Here is an 11,272-nt window from a genome sequence, read left to right as displayed (position 1 = left end):
TCATGGTATCCTAGCTACGGACCGGAACAGAGAGGCGGAAAATCAAATTGTTCTGTTGTAATTTCCAATGAAACCATAGGCACACCTGTTGTTGATGATATTGATATTCTCATTGCTTTAAACAAACCTTCCCTTGAACAGTTCTCACAGGACGTTAAAGAAGGCGGAACAATACTTTATGATGCTCATATCGGTGAATTTGAAACCGACAGAAATGTTAAAGTTATTGCAATGCCTTGTGTTGATATTGCAGAAGAGCATGGAAACGCAAGAACCGCAAACACTGCGCTTTTAGGTGCATTAACTGAATTAGGCAGTGTTTTAAAACGTGAATCTTATGAAAATGCTATTCGTGAAATGTTTGCATCAAAACCTAAAGTTATTGATGTCAACATAGATGTTTTAAAAGCAGGAGCGGAATGGATTAAAAATAATTCTTAAGTGTGGTTTAATGACATATAAAGAAAATGCTAGAAAATATATAGAAAATTACGATTTAAGTATAGGAGATACTGTCAAAATCAACAAAGAGGACATCTCCTATACAGGTATCCTACTTGACAGGCCTGAAGATGCAGATGACGGATATTTGGTCATCAAATTATCCAGCGGATATAATATTGGTGTGGCTATTGAAAATACTACTGCAGAGCTCATTGAAAAAGGAGATAAACCTAAAATTGGTTATGATGAAGAAGAAATTCCTCACGATCCGTCCAAACAGGACATCTCCATCGTATCTACTGGAGGAACTGTATCTTCCGTTATTGATTACAGAACAGGGGCTGTGCATCCTAAATTTACCGCATCAGACCTTGTTAAAGCAAACCCCGAATTATTGGATTATGCCAACTATAACGTAAAGGCATTATATAATATTTTAAGCGAAAACATGAAACCCGAATACTGGGTTAAAGCAGCTGAAGAAATAGCCAATGACATTAATGACAGTGCAGACGGTGTTGTAATAGCTCACGGTACCGATACAATGCATTATACCTCAGCAGCATTAAGTTTCATGTTAAAAACACCTGTTCCAATTATCATTACTGGTGCTCAGAGAAGTTCAGACAGACCTTCAAGCGATGCAAACATCAACTTGATTGATTCAGTTATTGCTGCAAAATCCGACATTGCGGAAGTGTGCGTCTGTATGCATGGAAGTTTAAATGACAGATTCACTTACCTTCACAAAGGAACCAAGGTCAGGAAAATGCATACTTCAAGAAGAGATACATTCAGAAGCATCAACGCTCAGCCAATAGCTAAAATCGAAAATAAAAAAGTAAACATCAATCCGGATTATTCCTACACAAAACGTGGTGCAAACAAACTTGCATTAAATACCGACATAGAAGAAAAGGTAGGTTTCATCAAAAGTTTCCCAGGTATTTCTGAGGAATATATCGAATATCATATTGACAAAGGATATAAAGGACTTGTTATTGAAGGAACTGGACTTGGACATGTTCCCGATAACCTAATAGGATCATTTAAGAGAGCTCAAGATGAAAATATTCCTGTAATCATGACTTCACAATGTCTTTACGGAAGAGTGAATATGAATGTTTACTCTACAGGACGTGAAATTCTTGATGCCGGAGTAATTTCCGGTCTTGACATGACCCCTGAAACCACATATGTTAAATTATGCTGGGCATTAGGTCAAAGCGACGAATACAGTGAAGTTAAAGAAATTATGCAAAGAAATATAGCAGGTGAATTTTCTGAAAAATCCTCAATCAGGGATTTCTTAAACTAGGTGGTTAGAATGGATTATGAAAAATTAGGATTAAAAATGGGACTTGAAATTCACCAACAGTTAAACAGTGAGCACAAATTATTCTGTCCATGTAAAACAGAGCTTGTTGATGATAATTTTGATGAACTGGTTCAAAGAAAACTAAGACCAACACAGTCCGAACTTGGTGAAATTGACAGGGCCGCACTTCAGGAATCATTGAGAGGATTGAATTTCAAATATGAAAACTTTGAAAAACATACATGCCTTGTTGAAAACGATGATGAACCACCTCACAGCTTAAATGAAGAGGCACTTGATATCTGTATTACCATTGCATGTTTAATGAATATGCACATTGTTGATGAATTCCATACAATGCGTAAACAGGTTATTGACGGAAGTAACACTGGAGGGTTTCAAAGAACCGGCATGGTTGCAACTGATGGTTACCTAGATACACCTTACGGTAAAGTGATTATTGAAAGTCTTGGTCTTGAAGAGGATGCTGCAAGAAGAGTTGAAACCAAAGACGGATTTACTGAATTCAGACTGGACCGTTTGGGAATTCCACTTGCAGAAATTACAACCGACCCTTCAATGCATCATCCAGATCAGGTAAGGGAAGTAGCATATATGCTTGGTCAAATTTTGAGAAGTACCAATGTAAAAAGAGGTCTTGGAACAATCAGACAGGATTTGAACATTTCCATTGCTGAAGGTGCCCGTGTTGAAATCAAAGGTGTGCAGGACTTGGATTTGATGGCTGAAATCGTTAACCGTGAAGTTCAAAGACAACTGGAATTGATTGATATCAAAAACAAACTTCAAGACAGAAATGCTGAAGTTTTAGATGAAATTCATACTTTGGATGAACTGTTCGAAGACACAGAATCCAAAATTTTAAAATCTGCTGAAACAATTAAGGCTGTTGTTTTAAAAGGTTTCGATGGTTTGATTGGTCGTGAAGTACAACCTGGAAGAAGATTCGGTACTGAAATTGCAAGTTACGCTAAAAAACGTGGTGTTTCAGGTATTTTCCATTCTGATGAACTTCCTGCTTATGGAATAACTCAGGAAGAAGTTGACAAAGTAACTGAATTTCTGAACATTGGCGAAGAGGATGCATTCATAATTGTAGCTCACGATGAGGACATTGCAGTATCCGCTCTAGAAGAGGTTAAAAGAAGAGCTGCATTAGGTTTGGAAGGGGTTGTAGAAGAAACCCGTAAAGCATTGGATGACGGTAACACAGAATACATGAGACCGCTGCCAACCGCAAACAGGATGTATCTTGAAACTGACATCCCGTTATTTAAAATTACCTCTGAAAGAATCCGACCGATAGCCAGTAACTTACCGGAATTGCCCGATGTCAAACAGGCGAGAATCATTGAGCAATACTCATTAAGTGAAGATTTGGCGACACAGCTTGTAAAAAGACAAGAAGCTGACATGTTTGAAGCTATTCTAGCAGACGTTGATGTGGATGCAACACCTGTAGCTTCACTTTTAGCATACGATTTACGTGAAATCAAAAGGGAAGGTCATGACATTAATATATTGACATTAGACCACTTCAAAGGTATCTTCACTTTATTGGCTGACGGCAAAATTGCAAAGGACAGTGTGCGCAAACTAGCTATCGAAACAATCAAAACACCTGACGAAGACATTGCAGATATAGCTGAGAAAAGTAATTTAACCATGATGAGCGAAGATGATGTTGCCAAAATCATTGCAGATATTGTAGCAAACAATGAAGGAATGGTTAAGGAACGTCAGATGGGTGCTATGGGTCCTTTAATGGGAATGTGTATGAAACAGCTTAAAGGAAAAGCAGACGGCGGTATGGTTAACAAAATCGTACGTGAAGAAATTCAAAAATTAATATAGGGAAACTCAAATGAGTTTCCATTTAAACTCTTTTTTAACTAAACGGTAACCAGTTCCAAATGAGGAACATTAAAACTATTAACCAATTTCGAATCAATTGTTTTTTCAAATTCCTCATCCCGAATTTTATATAAAAACACTACAGAAATTTCCAATAATTCTCAGGTACAAACAATTTTCATTGTGACATTAGATGAAGCTACTTTCTGTTTTTCAATAGCCAACCGTTTAGATATATTGCAAAAAGCAAAAAAATAACACATCCAATATTATACTAAAATGAAACTTTAACGAACATCATTGAGAATGTTGGATCTTAAAAAATTATTACCAAATAATGATTTTAAAAGTTAATTTAACGTATAAAATATTTTGAACTTATGAAATTCGATAAATCTAGTTAAATAATTATTATTTTTTAATAAAATAAATTATATACATTTGATTTTAATTAAAATAATGAAAAAACAATTAGAATCAAATTGTTTGAAATAGATGAAACAAGTTTTGATTTTATGGAAATATTTCTTTTTGATTCAAAACTTTTACGATTTTATCTTTTATTCAGCATTTTAAGAGATTATACACATAAATATCAATAATTCCAAATATTAACACAATTATTTCGGCATTTTTGACTTAAAAATTTAAATTCGAATTTAAGCTTTATTTTTAATGAAAAAAGTTTTATATACTTATTTTTTGATTAAATAAGTTTAAACCATCCTTATTTCATCAACCATATTTGAATTGTTATGAATTGTTTTTTAAATAACTGATTTTAAATCATACATTTATTGATTTATTTTAACAAATACTTTTTAAAAATCGTTTATTTAGAGTTTAGCAATTTTTAAAAGAATTTCTATTTTCCACTGTTTAAACCTCAATATAGCTCAAAAATTATAATATTTTCAATAACAAAGCCCTTATTTAATACATTAATTTTAAAATAAAATCAAATTAATAGAATTAATCTAATTAAGGATTAATAAAGCAGATTAAATATTATAAACTTTGATGTTGATGTAACCTAATTCATATCATATGAACTTTTTAAAAGGAAATTAAGGCAGTTTTAGCCATTTAATTTTTCGCATAAAAATGCTTATTTTTTAATATTAATGATTAAATATAACCAAAATTAAATAAAAAGATTTATATAATAAGTTTGAGTTAATATTAAGTGATAATTTTGAATATTCAAGATTTTAGCTTCAAATTGTGGTTAAATTAATATTAAAAATTCAAAATTATTTAAGTTAAAAATTGGAAAATAAATTACTTATAAAATCATGAAAAAAATTTTTCCATTAATACAAAAAATACGGAGGGCAAAAATGTCAAGAAAAATAAGTTTTGTCTTGATAATTTCATTAATATTTCTGTTGGGCATCAGTGCAATTTCAGCAGCAGATAGCAACAATGAAACCCTATCCATTAATGAACACGACACGATTGATACTTCAACGGAAATAACCAATACAGATACATTATCAACTGATGAAAATTTAAACTCAAATTTATTAAGCACCAAGAATGAAACAGCCAGCACCTATGACAACATTATTGAAGAGATAAGCTATTCAACAGATAGTACAAATGACAATGCAAATACTATAATCAGCACAAACAATACAAAAATTCTTAAAACAGATTACTTCTCAGTATCCTTAACCGATGGTGAAGGCAATGTTCTTTCAAACCAGACAGTAATATTCAACATATGCAATAAGAATTTTACAAGAACAACCGATGAGGATGGTATAGCGAGTTTAAAGATAAATCTTGCACCGGATTCATATGACATGAAAGTATATTACCCTGGAGATTCGACACATTCTCCTAGTTCTGCAAACTACACAATTCTTTCATATCAAATTCCGTCAAAGATTTCGGTGAACAGTGTAAAAATACTTAGAGGAAACTATTTTACAATTCACCTTTATGACAGTGAAAATAATCCTCTTACAGGTCAGAAAGTAACTTTTAAAATAAACAATAGAACATTTACAAGAACAACTGATTTGAAAGGTTCTGCAAGTTTAAGAATTACTCTTAACCCGGGCAATTATAAAATGAACGTTAATTATACCGGAGAAGCATATGAAAGTGCATCAAAAACCGTTACAATAACTTCATATAAACTTGCAACAGGCATCACCACCTCAGCAACAACAATAGTTAAAGGAAAAGCTTTTACAGTTACACTTAAAGACTATTACGGCAAAGCTTTAAGCGGACAGAAAGTAACCTTTGTAATATCAAATAAAAAATATACTAAAACAACCAATTCCCTGGGAAAAGCAAGCCTGACTATTAACCTCAATGCCAAAAAATACTACATAATGAAATTGGTTTATCAGGGATCAGTTTCATATAAACCTGCATCCAAAGCAGTGAAAATATATGTTACATCAAATACAGTTAATGGACAGCTGCTTGTTAACGGTAAAACAACCAACATATACGGAAAAACTTACACATTATCTACTTCCAACAAAAATACAGTTTTAGTTAAAAATGGAGGAAAACTAACAGTTAAAAATTCAAAAATTGTTAAAACAGGTGCTGTATCCAGTTCAAATGCTGAAAATTCCGATTTCTATGGAACCAATGCGGCAGTTCTTGTAACCGCAAAAAGTACATTGAACATTGCAAATACTCAAATTGTTACAAATGCCAAAGGAGCAAACGCAATATTCGTTTCAAATCTTGCTTCTTCAAATTCAGGAGCAACAGCATATGTGAACAATGTTGTGATAAATACCTATAAAGACAAATCCCGTGGATTGGATGCTACATTCGGCGGAAGGATTATCGCTAAAAATGTAACTATCAATACTCGTGGCGGAAGCTGTGCATCAATTGCTACAGACCGTGGAGAAGGAACAGTTGTGGCAAGCAACTGTAAGTTATATACTGGTGTGGGCCAGAAAAGCGGTTCTGGAAGTCCATTGATATATTCAACCGGAGCAATTACAGTTTCCAAAAGTACAGGTACAAGTTATGTGAGTCAGATTGCATGTATTGAAGGTAAAAACAGCATAACTTTAACTGATTGTGACTTTACAGGTTATGGTAAGGGAAATCGTTATGTTAACGGAAACTATGTTGATCTTGCAGGAATATTCCTGTATCAAAGTATGAGCGGAGATGCCAGCGTAGGTGTGTCAAAATTCACAGCAACAAACACAAAGTTAACAATTTCCACAGCAAGCAGTTATTATAAATCTGCACCAATGTTTTATGTAACCAATACCGCTTCAAATATTAATCTCAATAAATGTACCTTGAATTACGGAAGCGGAATTTTATTAAAAGCTGCAGGTCAAAGCCAATGGGGCACATCCGGTTCAAATGGAGGTAAAGTAATATTTAATGCAGCCAATATGAAACTATCCGGAAAAATTATTATTGATAAAATCAGTTCCCTAAAACTTACTTTAACAAAGACTACATATAAAGGATGCATTAACCCATCCAGTTCTTATGGAACTACCAATATCATTATTAAATCCGGATCAACCTGGACTTTAACCGGCAACAGCCATGTTACCAGTCTAAGTAATGCTGGAACCATAAATTATGGTTCATATACATTATATGTGAATGGCGTGGCATATACTGCTAGCCATCCTTATAAAGGATAAAATTACTTTTGGGTTTATCCCAAAAGTTTTTAACTTTTTTTTAATTAAAAAAGTGTTTAGAAATCCTAACTGATTTACAGAAATTTCTTTAAAAAATTCTTCTTTTCATATTTCTCTAAACTCAATGAAAATTATAAATATATCAATATTAAAGTTTTCCAGCCAGTTATCAAAAAAATAACATGAGGATATCTGCAAATCAAGTAATTTAATAAAAAAATCAAAATAAGGGAGAAAAAAGCAGAATATTATTCTGCTTCAAAAAATAATGTGTTTATTTTCTTCTTCTTAAAACTGCAGCACTACCCAATATTGCGGATACTCCAAGTAACATTAAAATTGGATTACCTGTAGCCAGCATTGTGTTTGTGGATGTTGCGTTTGCAGTCATGTTATCAGTTACGTTAGTTGGTTCTCCAGCTGCAAGACCGGTAGCGTTTGTTGTGTTTTGAGCAGTTTGGTTTGCTGCAGCGTTTTCTAGTGTTTCATTGTATTGGCTTCCAGCCCAACCGCCATCATCTTGATAGTTACTTCCAGCATATCCACTATCTTCATATTGGCTTCCAGAATAACCACCCATATCATCAGCATAGTCACTTCCTAAATTACCCCCATCATAATCTGCTGCACAAACTACACCAGCAGATACAACTACGCAAAATATTGCAAGTAAAGCTAATAATTTTTTTGAAATATCCATAACAATCACCTATGAAAATTTATTGTTAATTTGAAAATAACACTTCTTTGCACAATTAATTATATAAAAAAGACCACATATAAAGTTTTTCGGATGCAAGTGCTCACTTACATCTTAAAATAAGAAAAAAAGAATAATTAAACCTAATATTATTAATTAACCCATAATTTCATACAAAAGCTTGAAAAAGCAATGAAAATAACGGTTCACAAACCAGTTTATTATGTATATTATCTGTGCCAGGGCTTGCAACGTGGAATCAAATTTCCATTCCCAAATCGAAAGAACAAGTAATGAAATCAAATCAGAAAAAAATCATCATAACTTTAATGATACTGCTTTTTGAAAATATTTTATGGATGAATACTTCAACATCGGCCAATATCCTGGAAAAAATATGTTTTCATACCCATAAATGGTTTTAAAGTGAAACTTATTTTTGAATATATTGACTTTAGTGTAAAAATCAATCAATTATAATGAAAACTATTCCCAAACCAGATAATAAATCAACCGTGATTTTAACTATTCGGTAACCTCAAATCTTTGAATAATTATAATATCTGAATTTTTAAGATCAATGATACAGACAATCACAAATTTAGGTAAACCTAAAAAAATAGAAATCTTTATATACTATAACAACATATTTAATAAATAGAGTTACAATTTAGGTGTACCTAAATACTCTCATATTATTAGTCAATACTAATCTCCGAAATTAGAATGTGTTGAATTAGATTTTTGCACAATTTCTCTAATTTGATACAAGTCGTTGAAAAATTAAAAATCTGCCAATATTAATTTTTCGAAAAACACAGGTGTTTAACCACCTCAATTAAACACCTATTATCTCTCTTTTTTAATTTTTATCAAAAAAATTACTCCTTTGATTATATAAACCTTAAAAATATCGAAAACTTATCTAATGTTAATATACTAACTCAACAAATACAAACTCATACAATCCATATTTTTCTATATCATATAATAACATCAGGTGTGGTACTTTCCATTATTTGGATCACGAGCAGTATAACCTCCAACAGTCACATACTCACCAGGCCTGTCACCATCCACAGTAATTTCAACATAATGCATATCATTTGCAATTGCATACTCCCTAGTTATACCCTGATTATCAACTTCAGGCCCATATTCAGGATAGATTCCTCCATCAGGAGCATATTTGCTTGAGTGTGTTGTAGTTGAAGTTTGTTTCTCATTAACTAATTCAGTAGTTGCTTTTTTAACACTGACATTTCCTGAAACTGAACTTGATGAATATTGATTATTTCCATCAAATGTGCATTCCACTGAATATTTACCCTTTTCCTCCATCTTGAATTTGGCTTTTCCTTTAGAATTAGTCTTTATTTTCTCATCAATAGTTATTCCATCTTTATTTGTAAGTTTAATTTTAATAGTTTCATTTGTAATCGGATTTCCTTGGCTGTCAGACAATGAAACAATCAATGAATTGCCAACATTTATTGTTTTATCAGGAATTTTTAAATTTGACTTTTCTTTTGTCATTTGCTGGAAAAACATCACACCTACAGCCGCCGCAAGAATAACAATTATTACAATCAAGAATATGATGATATTTTTGTTTTCCATTCTATGTTCCTCCAAATAAAAAAACTGAATAATACTATTTATACACAATTTACATAAATAACATTTTCGACCACAATAAACAATACTCAAAATAATCGGCAGGGCACACGAATATTTCAACAGATGATTGCAAAAACAGTTAAATAATTAGTCAAAAGATGAAATAGAGGAATACGTTTATTAAAAATAGTACAGTTATGTAAGTAAATAATAGTAGATGCATGTTGCATCTACATAAAATTTAAATTATTCCAAGTTTTTTAGCAGTATTTTAATCCACTTTACCGGTTACCTTCACATGATTATTCATTTGGAACTTTTTAACAGCAAGAACAGTGTAATCATCATAGATTCCGTCGATTTTTAAGTGATTGCCCTGAGCATTTCGATAATAACCATGCTTAATCAATGCGACCTGTATCTTTTTAACAAGTGCACTATTCTTACTTCCTTTTTGAACAACCTGCCAGACAGAATTAACCTTAATAGTGGCCTTTTTTACTACCTTATTATAATAGTTGTTTCCTTTAAAGGTTATGACTGCATTATATGTGCCTTTTTTAGTCAATTGAGTAATTTTGAATATAGCTTTACCGTTAGCATCTGTTTTTGCAAAATAAGTCTTACCGTTGACTTTTAAACTAACAACTACATTCTTGAGTACTTTACCTGTGAAGTCTTTTAAGATTACAGGATACAATTTGACTTTAACAGAGGACTTATATACTTTGTTTAATGCAGTGATTCTGACGTTTGCCTTTTGAACAACAACTTTAGCAGATGCACTGGATCCAAGATATTTATTATTTCCTGCAAAGGTTATTTTTGCAGTGTATGTTTTTGGAACCATCTTGCCCATAATAATTTTAACCTGACCTTTACTGTCTGTTGTGTAAACTTTAGCACCGTTCAAATTAACAGTTATCTTTACACCAGCCAAAGGATTACCCTCACCATCTTTCAATGTAATTAAAAGATATTTATTGACACTGTAGGTAACTTTCACATCAGCGGCAGATAACTTAGTTGAAAGTTTTTTCACATTAATTGTTGATGCTTTTGAAGCAGGTTTGTATTTGTCATCACCTGAGTATGTAACTTCCACAGTGTGTTTTCCAGCATCCAATGCAGGTAGTTTGACACTTACAGTTCCGTTAGATACAGGAACAGTATCAACAACTTCGCCGTCAACTGTTAGTGTTACGTTTCCGGTTGCATCACCTGGAAGCTTGACATCAATTGTTGCATCATCACCGAACCTCATGTCTGACGGAATTATAATTTCAAGAGTTGTATCCTTTTTAGAAACAGAGATTTCTTTAGTTTCGTTTATAGGATTGTATTTGCCGTCACCGGAGTAAGCTATTTCAACAGTGTGGTTTCCAGCACTCATGGAATGAATTGTAACATCAGCATTTCCATCTTTTACAGGTACAGTATCTACAACTTCGCCGTCAACTTTAACTGTGATATTACCAGTAGCATCAGCAGGTAAGATGACATTAACGGTTGAATTGTCACCTACAGTGATATTTTCAGGAATTGAAACATCTGCAGTTGTGTTTATTTTATTTACTGTTACTGTAACGGTGGTTGATTTTTTAGCGTAGATTTCATCATCTCCAACTTCAAGGGTAATGATTGCTCTACCTTCACCCACAG

The 11,272-nt window shown here is 32.6% G+C and carries 7 protein-coding genes; 4 read left to right on the top strand and 3 right to left on the bottom strand.

What is annotated here, in order from left to right; all coding sequences use genetic code 11:
- The 4 genes from Q0P94_RS09895 to Q0P94_RS09880 form a co-directional block, all read left to right on the top strand.
- Positions 1-441, top strand: a 441-nt coding sequence (locus tag Q0P94_RS09895; RefSeq protein ID WP_295116153.1) for a 2-oxoacid:acceptor oxidoreductase family protein, incomplete at its 5' end; no start/stop codon positions are given.
- A gap of 10 nt (positions 442-451) precedes the next feature.
- On the top strand, positions 452-1,762 hold the full coding sequence (gene gatD, locus Q0P94_RS09890) for a Glu-tRNA(Gln) amidotransferase subunit GatD (RefSeq protein WP_295116151.1): 1,311 nt from the start codon (positions 452-454) through the stop codon (positions 1,760-1,762).
- A gap of 9 nt (positions 1,763-1,771) precedes the next feature.
- Positions 1,772-3,637, top strand: a complete 1,866-nt coding sequence (gene gatE / locus Q0P94_RS09885; RefSeq protein ID WP_295116150.1) for a Glu-tRNA(Gln) amidotransferase subunit GatE — start codon at positions 1,772-1,774, stop codon at positions 3,635-3,637.
- A 1,340-nt stretch (positions 3,638-4,977) separates the two neighbouring features.
- Positions 4,978-7,290, top strand: coding sequence for a hypothetical protein (locus tag Q0P94_RS09880; RefSeq protein WP_295116148.1), 2,313 nt, complete (start codon positions 4,978-4,980; stop codon positions 7,288-7,290).
- A gap of 274 nt (positions 7,291-7,564) precedes the next feature.
- On the opposite strand, the gene Q0P94_RS09875 is transcribed toward Q0P94_RS09880, so the two are convergent.
- The 3 genes from Q0P94_RS09875 to Q0P94_RS09865 all read right to left on the bottom strand — a co-directional run.
- The gene (locus Q0P94_RS09875; RefSeq protein WP_295116147.1) at positions 7,565-7,990 is read right to left on the bottom strand and encodes an LPXTG cell wall anchor domain-containing protein; all 426 of its coding nucleotides are present in this window, start codon (positions 7,988-7,990) and stop codon (positions 7,565-7,567) included.
- A 996-nt stretch (positions 7,991-8,986) separates the two neighbouring features.
- Positions 8,987-9,610 carry a type IV pilin gene (locus Q0P94_RS09870; RefSeq protein WP_295116145.1) on the bottom strand — a complete coding sequence of 208 codons (624 nt, stop codon included), beginning with the start codon at positions 9,608-9,610 and terminating at the stop codon, positions 8,987-8,989.
- Positions 9,611-9,881: 271 nt separating this feature from the next.
- A partial coding sequence (locus tag Q0P94_RS09865) for an Ig-like domain repeat protein (RefSeq protein ID WP_295116142.1) occupies positions 9,882-11,272 on the bottom strand: 1,391 nt, incomplete at its 5' end.

The organism is uncultured Methanobrevibacter sp. (assembly GCF_946184425.1).
GTDB lineage: Archaea > Methanobacteriota > Methanobacteria > Methanobacteriales > Methanobacteriaceae > Methanocatella.
The sequence above is the reverse complement of the archived record's forward strand: the minus strand, read 5'-3'. Positions and strand labels throughout refer to the sequence as shown.